The organism is Pseudomonas putida, from assembly GCF_016406145.1.
In the GTDB taxonomy this organism is placed as follows: Bacteria; Pseudomonadota; Gammaproteobacteria; order Pseudomonadales; family Pseudomonadaceae; genus Aquipseudomonas; species Aquipseudomonas putida_E.
The window spans coordinates 1,933,487-1,955,325 of the sequence record NZ_CP066306.1; the positions used below are offsets into that span (position 1 = coordinate 1,933,487).

The window sequence follows — 21,839 nt, forward strand, 5'->3', positions numbered from 1 at the left end:
AATGTTCCATAACAAACACAACCGGCGACATTTGACCCTGGCCGCGATGCTGGTACTGGCCGGCGTGCACGGTGCGGCGTGGGCCGATCAGTACGAGGATGCGGCATCGAAATGGATCGGCAGCGAGTTCAAACCTTCGACCCTCACGCCGGAGCAGCAGTTGGCCGAGCTCAAGTGGTTCATCAAGGCAGCAGAGCCGTTTCGCGGGATGAAGATCAATGTGGTGTCGGAAACCATCACAACCCATGAGTACGAGTCCAAGGTGCTGGCCAAGGCCTTCAGCGAGATCACCGGTATCCAGCTGACCCACGACCTGCTGCAGGAAGGCGACGTGGTAGAGAAGCTGCAGACGCAGATGCAGTCGGACAAGAACATCTACGACGGCTGGGTCAACGACTCCGACCTGATCGGTACGCATTTTCGCTACGGCAAGGTGGAGTCGATCACTGATCTGATGGCCAACGAAGGCAAGGATTACACCTCGCCGACCCTGGACCTGAAGGACTTCATTGGCATTTCGTTCACCACCGCGCCGGATGGCAAGGTTTATCAGTTGCCCGACCAGCAGTTCGCCAACCTGTACTGGTTCCGCGCCGACTGGTTCGAGCGGCCCGAGCTCAAGGCCAGGTTCAAGGAAAAGTACGGTTACGAGTTGGGCGTGCCGGTGAACTGGTCGGCCTATGAGGACATCGCCAAGTTTTTTACCGAGGACGTCAAGGAGATCGACGGCAAGCGTGTCTATGGCCACATGGACTACGGCAAGAAGGATCCTTCATTGGGGTGGCGTTTCACAGATGCCTGGTTCTCCATGGCCGGCGGCGGCGACAAAGGCCTGCCCAATGGCTTGCCGGTGGACGAGTGGGGCATCCGCGTGGAGGATTGCCACCCGGTAGGGTCCAGCGTGACCCGCGGCGGCGACACCAATGGGCCGGCGGCTGTCTATGCCACGCAGAAGTACGTCGACTGGATGCGCGCCTATGCGCCCAAGGAAGCGCAAGGCATGACCTTCTCCGAGGCCGGCCCGGTGCCGGCGCAAGGCAACATCGCTCAGCAGATCTTCTGGTACACCGCGTTTACCGCCGACATGACCAAGCCGGGGCTGCCGGTGGTCAATGCCGACGGCACGCCGAAGTGGCGCATGGCGCCCTCGCCCAAGGGGCCATACTGGGAGGAGGGAATGAAGCTGGGCTATCAGGACACAGGGTCCTGGACCTTCTTCAAATCCACCCCCGAGAAGCAGCGCCTGGCCGCTTGGCTGTACGCCCAGTTCGTCACCTCCAAGACCGTGTCTCTGAAAAAGACCATCGTTGGCCTGACGCCGATCCGCGAATCGGACATCAACTCCCAGGCCATGACCGACCTTGCGCCCAAGCTTGGCGGGCTGGTGGAGTTCTATCGCAGCCCGGCACGAGTGCAATGGACCCCGACCGGTACCAACGTGCCGGACTATCCTCGGCTGGCACAGCTGTGGTGGAGCCATATCGCCGAAGTGGCCAGTGGCGAGAAAACGCCGCAAGAGGCGCTGGATGGCCTGGCCCGGGATCAGGACCGTATGATGGAGCGGCTGCAGCGGTCCAATGCCCAGGCTACCTGCGCGCCTAAGCTGAACCCTGAAAAAGACGCACAGTACTGGTTCGATCAGCCGGGGGCGCCAAAGCCGAAACTGGCCAACGAAAAGCCCAAGGGCGAAACGGTCAGCTATGACGAGCTGCTGAAATCGTGGGAGGCGGCGCGCAAGTGATCGGCTAGAGCCCCAAGTGGGTACATCGTCGGCAAGCTGATGAATTCAAGGCAAAAAAAACGGCACCTGCAAGAGGTGCCGTTTTCATATCACGCCAACTTACTTATGCAGCTCTTCTGCCGCATACAGCGTGTTTTCCAGTAGGCAGGCCCGGGTCATCGGCCCGACGCCGCCCGGCACCGGTGTGATCCAGCCCGCGCGGGGCAGGGCGGTCTCGTAGACCACGTCACCGACCAGCTTGCCGTCTTCCTGGCGGTTGATGCCCACGTCGATGACGATGGCGCCTTCCTTGACCCACTCACCCTTGACCAGCCCCGGCTTGCCGGCAGCCACTACCACCAGGTCGGCACGGCCGACATGGCCGGCCAGGTCCTTGGTGAAGCGGTGGCAGACGGTCACGGTGCAGCCGGCCAGCAGCAACTCCATGGCCATCGGGCGGCCAACGATATTGGAAGCGCCGACGATTACGGCGTTCATGCCGTACAGGTCCTGACCGGTGCTTTCGAGCAGGGTCATGATGCCTTTAGGGGTGCACGGGCGCAGCAGCGGAATACGCTGGGCCAGGCGGCCGATGTTGTAAGGGTGGAAGCCATCGACGTCCTTGTCCGGGCGGATGCGCTCAAGCAGCAGCGATGCATCCAGGTGCGCCGGCAGCGGCAGTTGCAGCAGGATGCCGTCCACTGCCGGGTCGTCGTTGAGGCGGTCGATCAGCTCGGTCAGGGCTTGCTGCGTGGTTTCGCTGGGCAGATCGAAGGCCTGCGAAATGAAGCCGACCTCTTCGCAGTCCTTGCGCTTGTGCGAGACATAGACTTGGGAGGCGGGGTCGGTGCCGACCAGGATCACCGCCAGGCCCGGCGTGCGCAGGCCTTGCTGGCGACGCTCCTCGACACGTTGAGCGATCTGCTTGCGCAGGTTGGCGGCGATCGCCTTGCCATCGATTAGGTGTGCAGTCATAGACGCGTGATTAACCATCGAGAAAGGAACAATAAAGAGGGCGCATTCTCGCACGACACGGCCCGAGGGCAAAGGCGGGTGGTCGGGCAAATCCCCTAACCCCTTAAATAATTTAAATTTTTTATAGAAAGGTGTTGACGCTTATACGGGTCGCCTATAAGATTCGCCGCACTTGTCGGGCACAGCCTAGCACTGGTTGGCGAAGTCGGGCAGAATGAGTGGTTTTTGTATTGCTCATTCGGTTAGGCTTTACGCTTATGCGCCCGTAGCTCAGCTGGATAGAGCATCCGCCTTCTAAGCGGATGGTCGCAGGTTCGAGTCCTGCCGGGTGCGCCATTAGGCAGCTTGGGCAAGCAAGTAAGGCAGTAAAGCGATATGGTGGGCGTAGCTCAGTTGGTAGAGCGCCGGATTGTGATTCCGGTTGTCGTGGGTTCGATTCCCATCGTCCACCCCATATTCTTCAGAGGCGCCTTGATTGTAGATCTGGCGCCTTTGTTTTAAGCGTTATGCGGACGTGGTGAAATTGGTAGACACACTGGATTTAGGTTCCAGCGGCGCAAGCTGTAAGAGTTCGAGTCTCTTCGTCCGCACCATGTTTATGTAAGGTTGTACCGTAACACCGCAATATGGTGGGCGTAGCTCAGTTGGTAGAGCGCCGGATTGTGATTCCGGTTGTCGTGGGTTCGATTCCCATCGTCCACCCCATATTTTCGAAGGCGCCTTGATTGTATGATCAGGCGCCTTTGTTGTTTCTGCGTTATGCGTACGAGCGCGTAACTATGCAGCCTCGCCGGCAAGCCGGCTCCTGCAGGGGCGCGCAGTTCTTGAGGCCTGTGCAATACCTCTGCCAGCCCTTGCAATCCTCTGGCGACGCCCCAATAAAAGCTGATAGATTTCAGGCGGTTGAAATACCGGCTGGATTAGGCCGGCAAAGGATTTATCCAATGATTGCAAAAGAAGCCCGTCAGGCGCTGGCGCTTCAGCGCTTCGCTGAGGCCAATCCGCAACTGCTCGAGGAGATTCGTGAGCTGGATGCGCGCGAACAGGCCCGGCAGATCGAATGGGCGTTCGAGGATGCCGCCGACGAGCAGGGCATACAGCCTTGGGAGCTGGCGCTGCAGTTGATTGCCGAAAGCCCTGAGCAACTGCAGGCCATGCGCCTGGAGACTCATCGCGAAGTGGCCGAGGCGCTGGGTATGGCCTGGGAAGAGTACTGCCAGTTCAATGAAATCGACCCTGAATAAAGGCGTTTTTGTGGGCTGTAGTTGTTTGACAAGGTATTACGGTTGCGTGCCGCCGATGGCGTTGCGCAGCCAGCATATATATAGAGGCCCGGCGATACGCCGTGCGGGCCTTGCAAGCTAATCGACCGGCGTGGTTTCCCGTCGTCCAGGGTGGGGTGACTTCTGGTGCGTGACTCACTAGAATGCTTGCCCTTGATTCTGGAGTCGGGCTAACGCCGGCTAACGTCTGTGCAACGAGGAATATCCATGCAAGTTTCTGTTGAAAACACTTCCGCTCTCGAGCGCCGCATGACCATCGCCGTTCCGGCCGAGCGCGTCGAGAACGAAGTCAACAAGCGTCTGCAGCAGACTGCCAAGCGCGCCAAGGTCGCGGGCTTCCGCCCAGGCAAAGTGCCGATGAGCGTGATCCGCCAGCGTTTCGAAGCCGATGCTCGTCAAGAGGCCTTCGGTGACCTGGTCCAGGCTTCCTTCTACGAAGCCATCGTCGAGCAGAAACTGAACCCGGCTGGCGCGCCTGCTGTAGAGCCGAAGTCCTTCGAAAAGGGCAAGGATCTGGAATTCGTCGCCATTTTCGAGGTGTTCCCAGAGTTCGCCGTTGCCGGCCTGGAGTCGATCAGCGTCGAGCGCCTGAGTGCCGAAGTGACTGACGCCGACCTGGACAACATGCTGGAAGTGCTGCGCAAGCAGAACGTGCGCTTCGAGGCCGTTGAGCGTGCTGCCGAGAAAGATGACCAGGTCAACATCGACTTCGTCGGCAAGATCGACGGTGAAGCCTTCGCCGGTGGTTCGGCCAAGGGCACCCAGCTGGTACTGGGCTCCGGCCGCATGATCCCAGGCTTCGAAGACGGCCTGGTTGGTGCCAAGGCTGGCGAAGAGCGCGTTGTCAACGTGACCTTCCCTGAGGATTACCAGAACCTGGACCTGGCTGGCAAAGCTGCCGAGTTCACCATCACCGTCAACAGCGTTTCGGCACCTCAGCTGCCAGAACTGAACGAAGAGTTCTTCGCCCAGTTCGGCATCAAGGAATCGACCCTGGAAGGCTTCCGTGCCGAAGTTCGCAAGAACATGGAGCGTGAACTGCGTCAGGCGATCAAGACCAAGGTGAAGAACCAGGTCATGGACGGTCTGCTGGCCGCCAATCCGATCGAAGTGCCAAAAGCTCTGCTGGAAAATGAAGTCAACCGCCTGCGCGTCCAGGCTGTTCAGCAGTTCGGTGGCAACATCAAGCCTGAGCAGCTGCCAGCCGAGCTGTTCGAAGAGCAAGCCAAGCGTCGTGTGGTGCTGGGCCTGATCGTCGCCGAAGTGGTCAAGCAGTTCGAGCTGAAGCCGGACGAAGGCAAGGTTCGCGAAATGATCGAAGAAATGGCTTCGGCTTACCAGGAGCCTGAGCAGGTCATCGCTTGGTACCTTAAAAACGACCAGCAGATGAACGAAGTGCGTTCGGTTGTGCTGGAAGAGCAAGTTGTAGATACTGTTCTGCAGAAAGCTACTGTGACCGACAAATCGGTCTCGTACGAAGAAGCCGTAAAACCAGCGCAGGCGCCTGCCGAAGCTGAGTAAGGCGGCCCTCTCGTAGGAAACCCCCACAAGCCAGCCTTCGCGCTGGCTTGTGCGTATTCAAGCCATGACTATTTGGGAGTGAGCGCAGGACATGTCCCGCAATTCTTATATTCAGCAGAGCTCTGACATCCAGGCCGCAGGCGGCCTGGTCCCGATGGTTATCGAGCAGTCCGCCCGTGGCGAACGTGCCTATGACATCTATTCGCGCCTGTTGAAGGAGCGAGTGATCTTCCTGGTCGGCCCGGTAGAGGACTACATGGCCAACCTGGTAGTGGCACAGATGCTGTTCCTTGAGGCGGAAAACCCGGACAAGGATATCCATCTTTACATCAACTCCCCAGGTGGCTCGGTAACGGCTGGCATGTCGATCTACGACACCATGCAATTCATCAAGCCGGACGTCTCGACCATCTGCATCGGCCAGGCCTGCAGCATGGGGGCCTTCCTGTTGGCCGCCGGCGCCAAGGGCAAGCGTCACTGCCTGCCTAACTCGCGGGTGATGATTCACCAGCCGCTCGGCGGCTTCCAGGGCCAGGCGACCGATATCGAGATCCACGCCCAGGAAATCCTCAACATCAAGGCGCGTCTGAACGAGCTGCTGGCCTACCACACCGGCCAGGATCTGGAGACCATCAAGCGCGACACCGAGCGTGACAATTTCATGAGCGCCTCGCGCGCGGCCGAGTACGGCCTGATCGACTCGGTATACGACAAGCGGCAACTGGCCTCCTGAACCCAGGTGCCAGAGCAGGTAGGTGCCCAAGGCGCCTACCTGCGGACTTGAAAAAGCCCGCAATTGCCTTCATCTTGTGTTGCAAGCCTACCGGATTGGATCGATCGAATGACTGACACCCGTAACGGCGAGGACAGCGGCAAATTGCTTTATTGCTCCTTCTGCGGCAAAAGCCAGCACGAAGTGCGCAAACTGATTGCCGGGCCCTCGGTATTTATCTGCGACGAGTGCGTCGACCTGTGCAACGACATCATCCGTGAGGAGGTGCAGGAAGCCCAGGCCGAAAGCAGCGCGCACAAATTGCCTTCGCCGAAAGAAATCAGCGGCATCCTGGACCAGTATGTGATTGGTCAGGAACGCGCCAAGAAGGTGCTTTCGGTAGCGGTGTACAACCACTACAAGCGCCTGAACCAGCGTGACAAGAAAGGTGACGAGGTTGAACTCGGCAAGAGCAACATCCTGCTTATCGGGCCTACAGGCTCGGGCAAGACCCTGCTCGCCGAAACCCTGGCTCGCCTGTTGAACGTGCCGTTCACCATTGCCGACGCCACCACCCTGACCGAAGCCGGTTACGTGGGTGAGGACGTCGAGAACATCATTCAGAAACTGCTGCAGAAGTGCGACTACGACGTGGAAAAGGCCCAAATGGGCATTGTCTATATCGACGAGATCGACAAGATCTCGCGCAAGTCGGACAACCCGTCGATCACCCGTGACGTTTCGGGTGAAGGCGTGCAGCAGGCACTGCTCAAGCTGATCGAGGGCACCGTTGCCTCCGTTCCGCCGCAAGGGGGGCGCAAGCACCCGCAACAGGAATTCCTGCAGGTAGATACCCGCAACATCCTGTTCATCTGCGGTGGCGCCTTCTCTGGTCTGGAAAAGGTCATCCAGAACCGCTCCACCAAGGGTGGTATCGGTTTTGGCGCTGAAGTGCGCAGCAAGGAAGAGGGCAAGAAGGTTGGTGAATCGCTGCGTGAAGTCGAGCCGGATGATCTGGTCAAGTTTGGCCTGATCCCCGAGTTCGTCGGCCGTCTGCCGGTTCTGGCAACCCTCGACGAGTTGGATGAGGCCGCGCTGATGCAGATCCTCACCGAGCCGAAGAACGCTCTGACCAAACAGTACGCCAGGCTGTTCGAGATGGAAAGCGTGGACCTGGAGTTCCGCAGTGATGCGCTCAAGGCCGTCGCACGCAAAGCTCTGGAACGCAAGACTGGCGCCCGTGGCCTGCGTTCGATCCTCGAAGGCGTGCTGCTCGACACCATGTATGAGATTCCTTCGCAGAAGGAAGTCAGCAAGGTGGTGATCGACGAAAGCGTCATCGAAGGCACTTCGCAGCCTTTGCTGATCTACGAGAACAGCGAGCCGCAAGCCAAGGCCGCACCCGACGCCTGAGTCGGTTGGGTGGCAGCAAGCAAGAAAGGGGCCCATGCGGGCCCCTTTCTGCTTTTCCTATGCAAGCGCTTGTAATTTCCCAAGCGTGCCCCCACATTAGGTCCAAGCATCATTTCCACCGGTTTCCGGCCATAAGGCCGCTGTAGAGGCGAAATCATGAAGACCACCCTCGACTTGCCTCTTTTGCCATTGCGCGATGTCGTTGTTTACCCGCACATGGTCATCCCACTGTTCGTGGGGCGTGAGAAGTCCATCGAGGCCCTTGAGGCTGCGATGACTGGCGAGAAGCAGATCCTTCTGCTGGCCCAGAAAAACCCCGCCGACGACGATCCGGGCGAAGACGCCCTGTACCGCGTCGGTACCGTCGCTACCGTTCTGCAACTGCTGAAGCTGCCGGATGGCACCGTCAAGGTGCTGGTCGAGGGCGAGCAGCGTGGTGCGGTTGAGCGCTTTACCGAAGTTGAAGGGCACATCCGTGCCGAAGTTTCCCTGATCGACGAAACCGATGCCGCTGAGCGCGAGTCGGAAGTCTTCGTGCGCACGCTGCTGTCTCAGTTCGAGCAGTACGTACAGTTGGGCAAGAAAGTCCCCGCCGAAGTGTTGTCGTCACTGAACAGCATCGAGGAGCCTGGGCGCCTGGTCGATACCATGGCCGCACACATGGCTCTGAAGATCGAGCAGAAGCAGGAAATTCTCGAGATCGTCGATTTGTCCACCCGTGTCGAGCATGTGCTGGCGATGCTGGATGCGGAAATCGACCTGCTGCAGGTCGAGAAGCGTATCCGTGGCCGTGTCAAGAAACAGATGGAGCGCAGCCAGCGCGAGTACTACCTGAATGAGCAGATGAAGGCCATTCAGAAAGAGCTCGGTGATGGCGACGAAGGCCACAACGAAGTCGAAGAGCTGAAAAAACGCATTGAAGCTGCCGGCCTGCCGAAAGACGCCCTGACCAAAGCTCAGGCCGAGCTGAACAAACTCAAGCAGATGTCGCCGATGTCGGCCGAAGCCACCGTTGTGCGAACCTACCTCGACTGGCTCGTGCAGGTGCCGTGGAAGGCCCAGAGCAAGGTTCGGCTGGATTTGTCCAAGGCTGAGGAAATTCTCGATGCCGACCACTATGGCCTTGAAGAGGTCAAGGAGCGCATCCTCGAATATCTCGCCGTGCAGAAGCGCGTGAAGAAAATTCGCGGCCCGGTGTTGTGTCTGGTCGGCCCACCAGGCGTGGGCAAAACCTCGCTGGCCGAGTCGATCGCCGCCGCTACCAATCGCAAGTTCGTACGCATGGCCCTGGGTGGAGTGCGTGACGAGGCCGAGATCCGCGGCCACCGTCGGACATACATCGGTTCGATGCCAGGCCGCTTGATCCAGAAGATGACCAAGGTGGGTGTGCGCAACCCGCTGTTCCTGCTCGACGAGATCGACAAGATGGGCAGCGACATGCGTGGTGACCCGGCCTCGGCACTGCTGGAAGTGCTCGATCCCGAGCAGAACCACAATTTCAACGACCACTACCTGGAGGTCGATTACGACCTCTCGGACGTGATGTTCCTGTGCACTTCGAACTCGATGAACATCCCGCCGGCGCTGCTTGACCGCATGGAAGTCATTCGCCTGCCGGGTTACACCGAGGACGAGAAGATCAACATCGCGGTCAAGTACCTGACGCCCAAGCAGGTCAAGGCCAACGGTTTGAAGAAGGAAGAGCTCGAGATCGACACCTCGGCGATCCGCGACATCATCCGTTACTACACCCGCGAAGCCGGTGTGCGTGGCCTGGAGCGGCAGATTGCCAAGGTCTGCCGCAAGGTCGTCAAGGAACATACCGGCCAGAAGCAGGTCAAGGTCAAAGTGACGAGTGAGCAGCTCGAGCACCTGTTGGGAGTGCGTAAGTTCCGCTACGGCCTGGCCGAGCAGCAGGACCAGATAGGCCAGGTGACCGGCCTTGCCTGGACCCAGGTGGGGGGCGAGTTGCTGACCATCGAGTCGGTGGTTATCCCTGGTAAGGGCCAACTGATCAAGACCGGTTCGCTCGGCGACGTCATGGTCGAGTCGATTACCGCCGCGCAAACTGTAGTCCGTAGCCGCGCTCGCAGCCTGGGGATAGCCGCCGACTTCCATGAGAAGCACGACGTGCACATCCATATGCCCGAGGGTGCCACGCCCAAGGATGGCCCGAGCGCCGGTATCGGCATGTGCACGGCGCTGGTGTCGGCCCTGACGCAGATTCCGGTGCGAGCAGATGTTGCCATGACCGGTGAAATCACCTTGCGTGGGCAGGTATTGGCCATTGGCGGGTTGAAGGAAAAACTGCTGGCGGCGCACCGTGGCGGGATCAAGACAGTGATCATTCCAGAGGAGAATGTTCGCGATCTGAAGGAGATTCCGGAAAATATCAAACAGGATCTGCAGATCAAACCGGTCAAATGGATTGACGAAGTCCTGCAAATTGCGCTGCAATACGCCCCGGAGCCCTTGCCAGATGTGGCTCCTGAGATTGTCGCGAAAGATGAAAAGCGCGACGGCGATGCTAAGGAACGAATTAGCACGCATTAGTAGTTTTTGGCTGGGGGGCTTTCCTTGACAGTATTTTCGGGGCCTTGCTATAAAGCGGCACGCTATTGTCACCAGGCCACCCAGCGCTCGTTTCATAAGCTTTTCATTACATACTTAGAAACAAACTCAATAGAGAAATAAGGGGACTTAGAGTGAACAAGTCGGAACTGATTGACGCTATCGCCGCATCTGCTGACATCCCGAAAGCTGTAGCCGGCCGCGCGCTGGACGCAGTAATTGACTCCGTAACTGGTGCCCTGAAAGCAGGCGACGACGTCGTTCTGGTTGGCTTCGGTACCTTCTCGGTGAAAGAGCGCGCAGAGCGCGATGGCCGTAACCCGCAAACTGGCAAGACCATCAAGATCGCTGCTGCCAAGGTTCCAGGTTTCAAGGCTGGCAAAGGCCTGAAAGACGCCGTCAACTAAGTCGTCTCTTTCAGCCGGACCAGGCCTGGCCAGGTCCGAGCACGCTGAAGGCGGGTCGCAAACGTTCCCGCCTGACACGTTTGCTAAGAAAAGGCGCATCCTCGGATGCGCCTTTCTTTTATCAGGATTCTACCCACGCTCCGCGGTTGTCGACGCAGTGGTACAGCCGTTTCTGGGGGACGCATGCTGCAAAATATCAGGGACAATTCACAAGGTTGGATTGCCAAGACCATCATCGGCCTCATCGTAGTGCTGATGGCGTTGACCGGCTTCGAGGCCATTTTCCAGGCCGCCAGCCATAGCCAGGACGCCGCCAAGGTGAACGGCCAGACCATCAGCCAGAATGAGCTGAGCCAGGCGGCCGACATGCAGCGCCGCCAGCTGATGCAACAGCTGGGCAAGGATTTCGACCCGGCACTGCTGGACGAGAAATTGCTGCGAGATGCTGCGCTCAAAGGGCTTATCGAACGCAAACTGCTATTGCAGGGTGCCAAAGATGCCAAGTTCGCCTTCAGTGAGGCCGCGCTGGATCAGGTAATCCTGCAGACGCCGGAATTCCAGGTGGATGGCAAGTTCAACGCCGACCGTTTCGACCAAGTCATCCGCCAGATGGGCTATGGCCGTTTGCAGTTCCGCGAGATGCTCGCCGAAGAAATGCTGATCGGCCAGGTACGCACCGGCATTGCCGGCAGCAGCTTCGTTACCGACCAGCAGGTCGACGCCTTCGCTCGCCTGGAAAACCAGACCCGCGACTTCGCTTCGTTGACCTTCAAGGCCAACCCGGCCGCAGTCAAGGTCAGCGATGACGAGGTCAAGGCCCATTATGAACAGCACGCCAAAGAGTTCATGACGCCGGATCAAGTGGTCATCGACTATGTCGAGCTGAAGAAGTCGGCCTTCTTCGATCAGGTGAAGGTTACCGACGACGAGCTCAAGGCCCAGTACGAGAAGGAAATCGCCAACCTGGCCGAACAGCGCCACGCTGCGCACATCCTTATCGAGGTCAATGACAAGGTCACCGATGCCCAGGCCAAGGCCCGCATCGAAGAGGTCGAGCAACGCTTGGCCAAAGGTGAAGACTTCGCCAAACTGGCCAAGGAGTTCTCCCAGGACCCGGGTTCGGCCAACAGCGGTGGCGACCTTGGCTTTGCCGGTCCGGGTGTGTATGACCCGGTCTTCGAGGACGCTCTGTACAAGCTCGACGATGGTCAGGTTTCGGCACCGGTTCGTACCCAGTTCGGTTATCACCTGATCAAGCTGCTGGGCAAACAGGCGCCGGAAGTCCCGAGTTTTGCCAGCCTGAAGGACAAGCTCACCCGAGACCTGAAGACTCCGCTGGTCGAGCAGCGCTATGTCGATGCCAGCAAGCAGCTGCAGGATGCTGCCTACGAGGCTGCCGACCTGGCCCAGCCGGCCCAGGACCTGAACCTCAAGGTACATACGTCGGCGCCATTCGGCCGTGAAGGCGGTGAAGGCATCACGGCCAACCGTGCCGTGGTCCAGGCTGCGTTTTCCGAGGAAGTGCTGGAGGAGGCTGCCAACAGCACCGCCATCGAGCTGGACCCGGAAACCACCGTGGTATTGCGCGTCAAGGAGCACCGTAAACCGGAGCAGATGCCGCTCGAAGCCGTAGCCAAGTCCATCAGCGAACACCTGGCCAAGGAGAAGGCAACCGCCGAGCTCAAGGCCAAGACGGACAAACTGATCGCCGGCCTGCGTGACGGCTCCGTCGCTGCCGGTACTGCCCAGGAAGGCCAGAGCTGGAAGGCCTACGAAGCAGTCACCCGCAACCAGGACGGTATCGACCCGGCCGAGTTGCAGGCGCTGTTCCGCCTGGCCAAGCCGCAAGCCAAGGACAAGCCGGTATATGGCAGCGTGGTTCTGGCCGATGGCAGCCTGGTCGTGCTGCAGCTCAAGGGTGTCAACGAAGGCGCGGCCGCCAGCGATGAAGAGAAGCAGCAGATTCGCCGCTACCTCGCTTCGCGTGCGGGCCAGCAGGACTTTGCGGCATACCGCAAGCAGCTGGAAGGCAGTGCGGACATCACTCGCTACTGAGTGACTGTCTGGTAACGAAACAGGCCGCATGATGCGGCCTGTTTCGTTTCTGTGGCATGGGCGTAAGCGCCGGGTTCGCCTCAGCGCTTCTCGCCCTCATAGTTATCCAGCGTATCGCGCGCAATCTCCCGGCCCAAGGCGATCAGCTCCGGCGCCTTGTAGAACTCGAAGAATCGGCAGACCCGCTTGGGCACGTTGATCAGCACGTCCGGTGGATACCCCGCGATCTTGTATTGCGCCAACGACGTCTGCATCACCTCGAAACTCTGGTTGATCAGGTCCAGCAGCGAAGCTGGCCCCACGTTGTCGACGATGATCGACCCTGTGGCTGATTTTGGCGCGCCCTCGCTCTGCGGTGCCGCCGCCGGTTGCTGGGCTTCTGGGTCGGCCGCATCGGTCAGCCAGGGGTTGGGTGGAACCAGGCCCTCGCCGGTGATCTCCTGCTCTATGCGCATCAGTTCCTCGGCGGGCTTGCGCCGAAACGGCATGCGCGATCCCAGCGAATTGATCAGCGCGTCAAAGCGCATCCTGAATGCTGCCGGCCGCTCGATGACAGGCAACTGGTACTGCTTCTGGTTGGTGGAGTTGAGGTTCACCGCAATGATCATGTCGCAGTGGCTGGACACTACCGGCACGATCGGCAGCGGATTGAGGATGCCGCCGTCCACCAGCATGCGGTTGCCTTGCATTACCGGCGTGAACAGGCTTGGAATTGCCGCCGAAGCGCGCATTGCCTGGTGAAGGCAGCCTTCCTGGAACCAGATCTCCTGCTGGTGGGTCAGGTCGGTGGCCACCGCCGTGTAGGGGATGCGCAATTGCTCGATATTGATTTCGCCAACGATCTTGCGGATCTGCCCAAACACCTTGTCGCCACGAATGGCACCAAGGCGGAAGCTGACATCGACCAGACGCAGTACGTCCAGGTAATCCAGGCTTTCGATCCAGTTGCGGTATTCATCCAGTTTGCCCGCCGCGTATATTCCCCCGACCACCGCGCCCATCGAGCAGCCGGCAATGCAGGCGATCTCGTAGCCGCGCCGTTCGATTTCCTCGATCACGCCTATATGGGCATAGCCCCGAGCGCCCCCCGATCCCAACACCAGTGCTACACGTTTGCTCATGATCTTCCCCGGCTTTTGCATCCATGGTCCTACAATGCACCGAGCGTTGCCTGTGCTTCAATGTAGACTCTAGGCAAAACGTGCGGGACGCGGCACTTTTCAGGTGCCCGCGCGTCGAACAGCCACTCTATTTGAACCTCTGAGGTATTACCGATGAAAGCCTGGATCTGCCTTCCTCTGATTGCCCTGGCCCTTGCCGGCTGTGCGGGCAAGACGGCTTACCGTGACAGCTGCGCGTCGCAGCTCGATGCCGCCTGGAAGGAGCTTGACCTGGCCAAGGCTGAAGGCTTTGCCGGTACTGTCAGCTATTCCAAGGCTTTGTCGCTTTTGACCGGGGCCAAGACCCAGCAGCAGTTCGAAGGTTTCGAAGGTTGCACCAATAAAGCCGAAAAGGCGCGTTTCTACATTCGTGAGTCGCGCGCCGGGCGCTGACCGAGGAGCGCTGTATGTCCAGCATGCTCGACCATGTGGTTGCCCAGGTAGTGGCCTTGCAGGTGCGCCTGCTGACTTGTCGCGAGCGCCTTGCTGCCGATACCGACAGCGAGGCCTTGCACGATCTGCGCATAGGCCTGAGGCGTTTGCGCAGCCTGTTGCGGCCGCTGAGGGGCTTGCCGGGGGTCGAGCAGTTGGAGGACGCTGCGAAAGCCCTTGGTAGCTTGACCACACCGCTACGTGACCGTGAGGTACTGGCGGCCGAGTTGATCAAGCGCGGCGTTGCCCAGGCGGGGCAGCGGCGTCTGCAAGGGCGGGCTGCCACCTTTGCCGGCGTGGCCACCAGCGCGCAGCTGAGCCGTGTACTTGCCATCCTCGATGCCTTCCCGCTGTTCCTGCGCGCAGCGGGCCGTGAAGGGTTGGCGAAGTCACTGCGCAAGCGCGTCGACAAACGCCTGGTCAAGCAATGGCGCAAGCTGCAGGAAGCTTTGCAGGACCCGGCCCACGACCGCCACCGCCTGCGGCTGTTGATCAAGCGTGTGCGCTATGGCGACCAGGCCTATCCGCAACTCGATCATGCCGGCAAGCCGCTGCAGCGCATGCTAAAACAAGCCCAGAGCGATTTGGGTAACTGGCATGATCGCTTGCAATGGCTGTTGCAGGCTCGATCGCATGCGGACCTCGCGCCCTGCAAGGTCGATTGGGAACAGGAGCTCAATGATGCCGAGCGTCAGTCCGATGTGACACTGGCTGCCTTGCAGGCAGCGCTGGAGCGGCGCAAGCCCGGCAAATGACCGATATGCGGGCTGTTCGACGCAAGGTTGCTCGATAGTATTGGCTGACACCTTTCGCTGCTGCAGGAGCCGGCCCATGAATTTCAACCAACTGCTCGACGCCGTGCGAGCAAACCCCGACGGCGTCAGTGTCCCGCCCAACTGGGCCCAAGGGCGTGCCGTATTCGGTGGCCTGATGGCCGCCATGGTGTATGAGGCCATGCGCCTGAAGCTTGCCGATAGCCGCCCTGTGCGTTCCCTGGCCATCAGTTTCGTCGCCCCGGCAGCTCCCGACGTGCCAACCCGTTTTGAAGTCGAAGTGCTGCGCGAGGGCAAAGCCGTCAGCACCCTGCTTGGTCGAGCGGTGCAGGATGGCCAGGTGGTGACCTTGGTGCAGGGCAATTTCGGCGCCGGGCGGGTATCGGTGGTAGATGTTCCGGCAGTGCCGGCCATGGAGATGAAAGCGCTTGAGGATGCTGCCCCTGTGCTTCCTTACATCAAAGGCGTCACACCAGAGTTCATGCGCCATGTTGCGTTGCGCTGGGCGGTTGGTGGGCTGCCTTTCAGCGGTAATCAATCACGGCACATGGGCGGCTGGGTGCGCTTGCAAGATGTTGCCGAGGAGCAGGTCAACGAGGCCCACCTGTTAGCGCTTGTCGATGCCTGGCCGCCCAGCCTTTTGCCTTACCTGAAGCAGCCGGCAGCAGGCAGCACGCTGACGTGGACCATTGAGTTCATCCAGCCGGTTGCCAGACTGTCGACGTTGGACTGGTGCCGCTACTGCGTCGAGACCGAATACGCGCGCGATGGTTACGGGCATGCTGCAGCCGCCCTGTGGACGGCTGAAGGTGAGCTGCTGGCATTGAGCCGGCAGACAGTTACGGTGTTTGCTTGAGATTCAATTCCGATGCTTGTGCCGCTCCCGCCAGGCTCGCCACCAGGCACCACTGAGCACAAAGCGCGGAAAGGTGATGAACTGTTCGGTCAGCAGGCGCTGCATGGCGTCCTTGCGGTTGGCGAATGGTTCTGGCTGCTCGGCCTCCAGGCGATGGCCCTGACGCTGCAGGCCCAGGCCGGCGATCAGGGAAATGATGCCGACAGCAATCTGGCCAAGGTCCAGGGCGAACAAGCCTGAAAGCACCAGCAAAGCGCCAAGGATGAACAGCGGCACTGCAATCAGGTGCAGCACCAGGTTGGTCGGGTGGCGGTGGTTGTGGTGATAGCCGCGCCATTGCCAGGCGGGCAAGTTGGGCAGTCGTTTGCTCATGGGCAGTTCCTCGCGGTCATGCCCAAAGCTTAGTGCGGCCCTGTGTTCACAGCCAATCGAGGCTAGCTATGGTGACTATAGTTTGAGCTGGCCGATGGCCTTGTTCAGCTCGCCGGCCAGGGTAGCCAGTTCGCTGCTGGTGGTGGCCGAATCGACAGTCTGCTGCACGGTTTCCTCCGTAACGTCACGGATGCTGACTACTGCCCGGTTCATTTCTTCAGCCACTTGGCTTTGCTGCTCGGCGGCGACGGCTATCTGGGTGTTGCTCTCGCGCATCTGCGCCACGGCGCCGGTGATCTCGGCCAGCGCTGCGCCGGCTTCCTGGGCCTGGCGCACGCAGTCGTCAGCTTTGTAAGAGCTTTCCTGCATGAACTCCACCGCATCGCGGGTACCGGCTTGCAGGTCGGCAACCATGCCAGTGATCTCGTCGGTGGAGGTTTGCACACGTTTGGCCAGGCTACGCACTTCATCTGCGACCACCGCAAAGCCACGGCCCATTTCGCCGGCGCGCGCTGCTTCGATGGCGGCATTTAGCGCCAGCAGGTTGGTCTGTTCGGCAATACTGTGGATGACGTTAACCACGCCATTGATCTTCTGGCTGTCCTCGGCCAGCTGGCGGATCATTTCGGCGGTCTGCTGCACACCGCTGGACAGCCCGGCAATCGAATCCTGCACCCGGTTGACCACATTCTTGCCGCTGCCAGCGAGGGTGTCGGCGGTCTGCGACAGGTCGCGGGTAGCACCGGCATGCTGGGCGATATGGTGCACGGTGGCGGACATCTCGTTGATCGCCGTGGCTGCCTGGTCGGTCTCACTCTGCTGGCCGAGCATGCCGTGGCGAACCTCGTTCATGCTTGTGGCCAGGCGCGCGGCGCCCGAATCGAGTTGCGCGGCCGTGCGTGCCACGGTGCTGACCACACGGTGGTAGGTCGACTGCATGGCGTTGAAGGCGCCTGCCATCTGGCCCACCTCGTCCCCACAAGCCAGGGGCACGCGGGCCGACAGGTCACCGGTTTTTTCCACGTGAAGCATGACATCCTTGAGGGTGTTGAGTTGGCTCAGCAGGAAGCGGATCAGCAGCTGCGAGGCGCAAAGCATTGCCAGCATAAGGATCAGTACGCAGACGGCGTAGTTGGCAAAACGCTCGAAGAACACCTGGCGCACGCTCGGTGCCTGGGCCAGTACCGCCACCTGCTGGTCGCCATGGCGCAGTACCTGGGCGCCGCGTAGTGGGTTGTCGCCCAGGATCCAGTCGGCCGGGAGTGTTACCCAGCCCTGTGCATGGCGCAGGGCATCCAGACTTTGGCCGGCAAAGGTCGGAGTTTGGCCGGGTTGCCAGGTGATCACGTTGGCCTGGCGGGGCAGGGCAAGCCCTTGCGGCCAGGCGGCCAGCAGCTGTGCCTGGGATTGCGCCTGGATCTGCACAGCTTCAGCGCGGGCTCGCTGCTCCAGGTGCACGGCATAAAGCACCAGCATCAGGGTGGTGACAAAGGCCACTGCGTTGACGGCCCAGAACTTGTACTTCAGGGAAATATTGCTAAGCCAGGCACCCATGGGCAGGTCTTCTCTGAGTTGAGCGGAAACATTATTGGCAAGGTGCCATCATTGTGCCCGCCCACGCCTGGGAGGTTTTGACGTGTATCAACAAATCGTTTATGCCCGATCAAGCTCAGGTCAGCTGGAAGAATGCCCGAGCCGTTGCGGTAGTGTGCGCCGCGGTCTCTTCAACTCGTTCACCCCGGTGCAACGCTACCTCCCGCAGCACCTCTGGCAAAAACGCCGGCTCGTTGCGCCCGCTCTTCGGTTTCGGTCGCAGACTGCGCGGCAGCAGGTACGGGGCATCACTTTCCAGCATCAAGCGCCCTTGTGGGATATTTCCCACCAGCGGATGCAGGTGCGTGCCGCGGCGTTCGTCACAGATCCAGCCGGTGATGCCAATGTGCAGATCCATGTCCAGGTAGGCGAACAGTGCGTCACGCTCGCCGGTGAAGCAATGCACCACGGCGGCCGGCAGGTGGTCACGGTAGTCCTTCACAATCGCCAGCAAGCGCTCGCTGGCATCACGCTCATGCAGGAACACTGGCAGACGCAACTCGGCGGCCAGCGCCAACTGAGCTTCCAAGGCTTTTTCCTGGAGTGGGCGAGGGGAGAAGTCGCGGTTGAAGTCCAGCCCGCATTCGCCTACGGCGCGCACACGCGCTTCACTCAGCAACTGGCGCAGTCGTTGGTCGCTGTTGGCGTCCCACGCTTTGGCGTCGTGCGGGTGTACGCCGGCTGTGGCGAACAGGTGCTCGCTGGCGGGATCCAGCTGCTGGCACAGTTCAAGCGCCTGCTCGCTGACCGCGAGGCTGGTGCCGGTAAGGATCATCTGGACTACGCCGGCTTCGATGGCGCGCTCGACAATGGCGGCCTGCTGGTCGTGGAAACTGCTATTGGTCAGGTTGACGCCGATATCGATCAGTTGCATGGTGCTACCTCGTGCCGCGGGACGGCCAGCATAACAAAAAGCGCGATTTTCGGGAAAAAGCCAAGAACTTCAGGCTGTTGTCATGGTCTTTTGCGGTCATTTATCACGAGTTGCTCGTACACATGGATGCTGCCCACCGACCTCGGATACGTTTTCGCATGCTGCGATACCTGCTCGCCCTGCTGCTGGCGTTTGGCCTGATGAGCGTCGGTCCCGCCTACGCACGCCTGCCGGGGCCGCAGCAGAACGTGCCGGTGAGCAAGGCCCGTGACCTTGAACAGATCCGCAGCAGCAAGGTGCTGCGGGTACTGGTCAATCAAAGTCGCAATAGCTCCGGTGAGGTCAAGGGCGAGCCCGTCGGTATCGAGTACTACCGCTTGCGTGCGCTTGAGCATTACCTCAACGCTCGGGCCGGCGACGGGCAACAGGTGCAGCTCAAACTCATCCCCAGAGCCAAAGAGCAACTACTCGGGGCCCTGCAGCGCGGTGAGGGCGACCTTGCCGCCCCGGGCGAATTGCTCGACCCGAGCCTGGTCGGTGGCGTGAACAGCAGTGCTCCGGTCCTGGACCAAGTGCCGCTGTGGCTGGTCGGGCGCAAGGGCGAGCGCAGTTTCACCCGTGTCGAGCAGTTGTCCGGGCGCACCGTGGCGCTGACCAGTGCCAGTGCCGCCGGCGCGCTGATCCAGCAGATCAACCAGCACCTGGCGCTGCGCAAGCGCCCGCCCGTCAAGATCGAGTGGGTCGATTCGACCCTGGCGGTGGAGGACGTGCTGGAGATGGTCCAGGCCGGCATCTATCACCTGACCGTGGTGGAGCGGCCGATCGCGCTGCGCTGGGCTCGGGTAATGCCACGCCTGCGCCTGGATAGCCGCCTGCAACTGGGCCCGCCGCAAGCCATGCGCTGGTATGTGCGGCGTGATGCGACGCTGCTGCAGGCCACGGTCGATCGTTTTTTGCAGGGCTACCGTGCGCCGGAGAACCAGGACGCTGCCTTCGAGCGCATCTACCGGCGCCAGTACCGCGTGCACAACCCGCTTGCGCGCAAGGACCGTCAGCGCCTGGCTTCTGTGCGCGCGGTGCTGCAGAAACATGGCCAGGCGCAACAGATCGACTGGTTGAACCTTGCCGCTTTGGCCTTCAAGGAGTCGACCCTCAACCCGGCGGCGCGCGGCAGTGGCGGGGCGCATGGCCTGATGCAGATCACTCCTGCAGCTGCCCAACGGGTCGGGGTCAGCAATACCGCAACGGTGGATGGCAATGTCCAGGCCAGCGCCCGTTACCTGGCGTTGATACGCCGCAAGTTCTTTGCCAGCCCGCAGATCAACGAGCGTGAGCGCATGGCCTTTGTGCTGGCCGCCTACAACCTTGGGCCCGAGCGGGTCCAGGCCATGCGTGTCGAGGCTCGCAAGCGTGGCCTCAATGGCAATCAATGGTTCTTTCAGACCGAACGGGTCGCGATGGAGCAGGTGGGCATGGGGCCGGTGAACTTCGTCAACAGCGTGAACAAGTACTTCCTGGCGTTCAACCGTGAGCGTGCGGTGCTGGAGCGGAGGGCCAAGCGCTAATAAATCGATTTATTTGATTGGTTTGCTGGGTTTTTTGCGATTCAAATATCTGTCAAGTCGATTACTATGGCGCCCATCCCAACACAACAGCCCAGCTTTCAAGGAAGTCACCCAATGAACAACGCAATCATCAAACTGCTCTCCACCCGCGCCGGCCTGGGCCTGAGCGTAATTCGCATCCTGGTCGGCATCATCTTCATGGCGCACGGTGCGCAGAAACTCTTCGGCCTGTTCGGTGGCTACGGGTTGGAGGGCACCGGCCAGTGGATGGAGAGCATCGGCCTGGCCCCCGGTTACCTGATGGCCCTGTTGTCCGGCAGCGCCGAGTTCTTCGGCGGCCTGGCCCTGGTGATCGGCCTGCTGGCTCGCCCGGCGGCTCTGGCGTTGACAGTGACGCTGGTGGTGGCAATCTTCTCGGTGCACATCGGTAACGGCCTGTTCATGTCCAACAATGGCTATGAGTTCGCCCTGGCGTTGCTGGCGGGTACCGTCGCGGTACTGATCGAAGGCGCTGGTCGCTTCTCCGTAGACCGATTGATCGCCCGCTGACAGCTCATGCTGCAGGCCTCAAGTTGATGACTTTCAGCTTGGGGCTTGCAGCTTGCCGCGTGTAGCTCTAGCATACCGCCTGCGCCGATTTAAACAGCTACTTGCGGGGCGCAGGAAAGCCCAGCCCCGGGTCATCCGAAATACCGCTAAAGCGCTGGTTCGGTGACGCCTCCCACCGCTGCCCAGCGGGATTTGCGAGGCGGAGAAACACTCCATGAGTTGCCCACGTACCAGTGTCTGCTTGAGCCCACTGCCTGCCAGCCAGGCCACCCGTACACCGCGCATCCTGCTCGGTGGCCAGCATCAGCCCACTCTTTTGCGTCATCTCGAAGGCTTGTCCCGTCGCAAAGGCCAGGCCCGCGCCTTCCTCATCCAGTTTGCCGATACCGCGTGCCGGCTGGAGCAGTTTGGCAACGACCGCTTCGATCTGGCGGTGATCCAGGCCCCTGCCCCGCAGGATGCTGCCGAAGTGATCGGCCACCTCACCCGCATCGCACGCCAGGGCCTGATTACCCGACGCTGAGGATCCCGCTGTTGAGTACCAATATCATCACGACAGAAGGCCATGAAGCTCTGAAGAAAGAGTTGGACCATCTGTGGCGGGTGTATCGCCCGGAAATTACCCAGAAGGTGGCTTGGGCTGCCTCGCTGGGGGATCGCAGCGAGAATGCCGACTACCAGTACAACAAGAAGTTGCTGCGTGAGATCGACCGTCGGGTCCGATACCTGCGCAAGCGCCTCGAAGACGTCAAAGTGGTTGCCTATTCGCCGCAGCAGGAGGGCAAGGTCTTCTTCGGTGCCTGGGTGGAGATCGAAAATGATGACGGCGAAACCCTGAAGTTTCGCATCGTCGGGTACGACGAGATCTATGGACGCAATGACTATATCTCGATCGATTCGCCGATGGCGCGGGCCCTGCTCAAGAAAGAGAAGGGTGATGAGGTGGTGGTGCACACACCTACCGGCGAAGCGACCTGGTATGTAAGCAGCATAAGTTACGAACAGTAA

At 60.4% G+C, this 21,839-nt stretch carries 20 protein-coding genes and 4 tRNA genes; 19 read left to right on the forward strand and 5 right to left on the reverse strand.

What is annotated here, in order from left to right; all coding sequences use genetic code 11:
- Window position 1: 1 nt before the first annotated feature.
- On the forward strand, window positions 2-1,741 hold the full coding sequence (locus JET17_RS08860; protein WP_012313641.1) for an ABC transporter substrate-binding protein: 1,740 nt from the start codon (window positions 2-4) through the stop codon (window positions 1,739-1,741).
- Window positions 1,742-1,840: 99 nt separating this feature from the next.
- On the opposite strand, the gene folD is transcribed toward JET17_RS08860, so the two are convergent.
- Window positions 1,841-2,695, reverse strand: a complete 855-nt coding sequence (gene folD, locus JET17_RS08865; protein WP_012313642.1) for a bifunctional methylenetetrahydrofolate dehydrogenase/methenyltetrahydrofolate cyclohydrolase FolD — start codon at window positions 2,693-2,695, stop codon at window positions 1,841-1,843.
- 259 nt (window positions 2,696-2,954) lie between these two features.
- Between folD and JET17_RS08870 the strand changes: the two genes are divergently transcribed.
- The 11 genes from JET17_RS08870 (at window position 2,955) to JET17_RS08920 (ending at window position 12,657) form a co-directional block, all read left to right on the forward strand.
- Window positions 2,955-3,031, forward strand: a tRNA-Arg gene (locus JET17_RS08870).
- A 42-nt stretch (window positions 3,032-3,073) separates the two neighbouring features.
- Window positions 3,074-3,149: transfer RNA gene (locus JET17_RS08875), tRNA-His, on the forward strand.
- Window positions 3,150-3,203: 54 nt separating this feature from the next.
- Window positions 3,204-3,288: transfer RNA gene (locus tag JET17_RS08880), tRNA-Leu, on the forward strand.
- Between the two features lie 36 nt (window positions 3,289-3,324).
- Window positions 3,325-3,400: transfer RNA gene (locus JET17_RS08885), tRNA-His, on the forward strand.
- Between the two features lie 239 nt (window positions 3,401-3,639).
- Window positions 3,640-3,939, forward strand: a complete 300-nt coding sequence (locus JET17_RS08890; RefSeq protein WP_012313643.1) for a DUF6388 family protein — start codon at window positions 3,640-3,642, stop codon at window positions 3,937-3,939.
- Between the two features lie 246 nt (window positions 3,940-4,185).
- On the forward strand, window positions 4,186-5,499 hold the full coding sequence (tig, locus tag JET17_RS08895) for a trigger factor (protein WP_012313644.1): 1,314 nt from the start codon (window positions 4,186-4,188) through the stop codon (window positions 5,497-5,499).
- 91 nt (window positions 5,500-5,590) lie between these two features.
- Window positions 5,591-6,232: an ATP-dependent Clp endopeptidase proteolytic subunit ClpP gene (clpP, locus tag JET17_RS08900; RefSeq protein ID WP_009683825.1), complete on the forward strand. Its 642-nt coding sequence runs from the start codon at window positions 5,591-5,593 to the stop codon at window positions 6,230-6,232.
- Between the two features lie 108 nt (window positions 6,233-6,340).
- Entirely contained in the window at window positions 6,341-7,624 is a 1,284-nt protein-coding gene (gene clpX, locus JET17_RS08905; RefSeq protein ID WP_012313645.1) for an ATP-dependent Clp protease ATP-binding subunit ClpX, read from the forward strand.
- A 156-nt stretch (window positions 7,625-7,780) separates the two neighbouring features.
- Complete coding sequence (gene lon, locus JET17_RS08910) at window positions 7,781-10,177, forward strand: endopeptidase La (protein WP_012313646.1); 2,397 nt, start codon at window positions 7,781-7,783, stop codon at window positions 10,175-10,177.
- Window positions 10,178-10,329: 152 nt separating this feature from the next.
- Window positions 10,330-10,602: an HU family DNA-binding protein gene (locus JET17_RS08915; protein ID WP_012313647.1), complete on the forward strand. Its 273-nt coding sequence runs from the start codon at window positions 10,330-10,332 to the stop codon at window positions 10,600-10,602.
- A 183-nt stretch (window positions 10,603-10,785) separates the two neighbouring features.
- On the forward strand, window positions 10,786-12,657 hold the full coding sequence (locus JET17_RS08920; RefSeq protein ID WP_012313648.1) for a SurA N-terminal domain-containing protein: 1,872 nt from the start codon (window positions 10,786-10,788) through the stop codon (window positions 12,655-12,657).
- Between the two features lie 80 nt (window positions 12,658-12,737).
- On the opposite strand, the gene JET17_RS08925 is transcribed toward JET17_RS08920, so the two are convergent.
- The gene (locus JET17_RS08925; protein ID WP_012313649.1) at window positions 12,738-13,778 is read right to left on the reverse strand and encodes a patatin-like phospholipase family protein; all 1,041 of its coding nucleotides are present in this window, start codon (window positions 13,776-13,778) and stop codon (window positions 12,738-12,740) included.
- 153 nt (window positions 13,779-13,931) lie between these two features.
- Here JET17_RS08925 and JET17_RS08930 point away from each other — a divergent pair, with 153 nt between their 5' ends.
- From JET17_RS08930 to JET17_RS08940, 3 genes are all read left to right on the forward strand, one after another.
- Window positions 13,932-14,210 carry a hypothetical protein gene (locus JET17_RS08930; RefSeq protein ID WP_012313650.1) on the forward strand — a complete coding sequence of 93 codons (279 nt, stop codon included), beginning with the start codon at window positions 13,932-13,934 and terminating at the stop codon, window positions 14,208-14,210.
- 14 nt (window positions 14,211-14,224) lie between these two features.
- Window positions 14,225-15,004 (forward strand): CHAD domain-containing protein, encoded by a 780-nt coding sequence (locus tag JET17_RS08935; RefSeq protein ID WP_012313651.1) that lies wholly within the window; start codon window positions 14,225-14,227, stop codon window positions 15,002-15,004.
- Window positions 15,005-15,080: 76 nt separating this feature from the next.
- On the forward strand, window positions 15,081-15,878 hold the full coding sequence (locus tag JET17_RS08940; protein ID WP_012313652.1) for an acyl-CoA thioesterase: 798 nt from the start codon (window positions 15,081-15,083) through the stop codon (window positions 15,876-15,878).
- A 3-nt stretch (window positions 15,879-15,881) separates the two neighbouring features.
- On the opposite strand, the gene JET17_RS08945 is transcribed toward JET17_RS08940, so the two are convergent.
- The 3 genes from JET17_RS08945 to JET17_RS08955 form a co-directional block, all read right to left on the reverse strand.
- Window positions 15,882-16,250: an Mpo1-like protein gene (locus JET17_RS08945; RefSeq protein WP_012313653.1), complete on the reverse strand. Its 369-nt coding sequence runs from the start codon at window positions 16,248-16,250 to the stop codon at window positions 15,882-15,884.
- A gap of 75 nt (window positions 16,251-16,325) precedes the next feature.
- Entirely contained in the window at window positions 16,326-17,804 is a 1,479-nt protein-coding gene (locus JET17_RS08950; RefSeq protein WP_012313654.1) for a methyl-accepting chemotaxis protein, read from the reverse strand.
- A 115-nt stretch (window positions 17,805-17,919) separates the two neighbouring features.
- Window positions 17,920-18,717 carry a TatD family hydrolase gene (locus JET17_RS08955; protein ID WP_012313655.1) on the reverse strand — a complete coding sequence of 266 codons (798 nt, stop codon included), beginning with the start codon at window positions 18,715-18,717 and terminating at the stop codon, window positions 17,920-17,922.
- Window positions 18,718-18,875: 158 nt separating this feature from the next.
- Here JET17_RS08955 and JET17_RS08960 point away from each other — a divergent pair, with 158 nt between their 5' ends.
- The 4 genes from JET17_RS08960 (at window position 18,876) to greB (ending at window position 21,839) form a co-directional block, all read left to right on the forward strand.
- Window positions 18,876-20,282, forward strand: a complete 1,407-nt coding sequence (locus JET17_RS08960; RefSeq protein ID WP_012313656.1) for a transglycosylase SLT domain-containing protein — start codon at window positions 18,876-18,878, stop codon at window positions 20,280-20,282.
- 114 nt (window positions 20,283-20,396) lie between these two features.
- Window positions 20,397-20,831, forward strand: coding sequence for a DoxX family protein (locus JET17_RS08965; RefSeq protein ID WP_012313657.1), 435 nt, complete (start codon window positions 20,397-20,399; stop codon window positions 20,829-20,831).
- Window positions 20,832-21,045: 214 nt separating this feature from the next.
- Window positions 21,046-21,354, forward strand: a complete 309-nt coding sequence (locus tag JET17_RS08970) for a hypothetical protein (protein ID WP_012313658.1) — start codon at window positions 21,046-21,048, stop codon at window positions 21,352-21,354.
- A gap of 11 nt (window positions 21,355-21,365) precedes the next feature.
- On the forward strand, window positions 21,366-21,839 hold the full coding sequence (greB, locus tag JET17_RS08975; RefSeq protein ID WP_012313659.1) for a transcription elongation factor GreB: 474 nt from the start codon (window positions 21,366-21,368) through the stop codon (window positions 21,837-21,839).